The organism is Methanoculleus sp. UBA413 (assembly GCF_002502935.1).
Lineage (GTDB): Archaea > Halobacteriota > Methanomicrobia > Methanomicrobiales > Methanoculleaceae > Methanoculleus > Methanoculleus bourgensis.
In genome coordinates, this window is sequence record NZ_DAQR01000124.1 from 4263 (window position 1) to 5031 (window position 769).

General features: G+C 64.4%; 2 protein-coding genes. One reads left to right on the forward strand and one right to left on the reverse strand.

Going from position 1 to position 769, the window contains the following annotated elements:
* Positions 1 to 576 (forward strand): MFS transporter (locus BP858_RS10720; RefSeq protein WP_286879479.1); only part of this gene is annotated, 576 nt, incomplete at its 5' end.
* Positions 577 to 586: 10 nt separating this feature from the next.
* Here the strand turns inward: BP858_RS10720 and BP858_RS10725 are convergent.
* The coding region (locus BP858_RS10725) for a hypothetical protein (RefSeq protein ID WP_286879480.1) at positions 587 to 769 on the reverse strand (183 nt) is incomplete at its 5' end.

The window sequence follows — 769 nt, forward strand, 5'->3', positions numbered from 1 at the left end:
GCTCTGATCAACTACGGCGCGACGTTTGCCGTCGGCTTCCTCCTCTCCCTCTACCTCCAGGTGGTCAGGGGGCTCGACCCCGGCACCGCGGGGCTCGTCCTGATCACGCAACCGGTCGTCCAGGCGCTCTTTGCCACCCCGGCCGGGAAACTCTCCGACCGCGTCGAGCCGCAATACGTCGCATCAGCAGGGATGGCGCTCACCACCCTCGGCCTCGCCCTCCTCACGTTTCTCGCGCCCGAAACCCCGATACCCCAGATCATCGCAAGCCTCGTCCTCTTCGGGTTCGGGTTCGCCCTTTTCTCCTCCCCGAACACCAACGCTGTCATGACCTCGGTCGATAGATCTCTCTATGGCGTCGCGTCCGGGATGCTCGCCACCATGCGGACGACAGGGATGATGTTCTCGCTTGGGGTCGTCACCGTCATCTTCGCCGTCCTCATCGGCACCACCCAGATCGGGGCCGCGGTCCAAGCCCCCTTCATGACGAGTCTCCAGGTGGCGTTCACCGTCTTCACCATCCTCTGTGCCCTCGGCATACCTGCCTCACTTGCCCGGGGCAGGGTGCGGGGGTGACCGCCACCTCTTACTCCACGACGCAATAGACGTAGTAGACCTGCTGGCCGTCCCTCGTAACGACGTCCACCCCGTGCACCTCGTTCTCAAACCCGGGGAAGAGCGTATCAAACTCCTGCAGGGAGATGAGGTAGTCGACGATCGCCCGCGTGGCCGGGCAGCATCGCTCTCCCGGCATGATGACCGGGATACC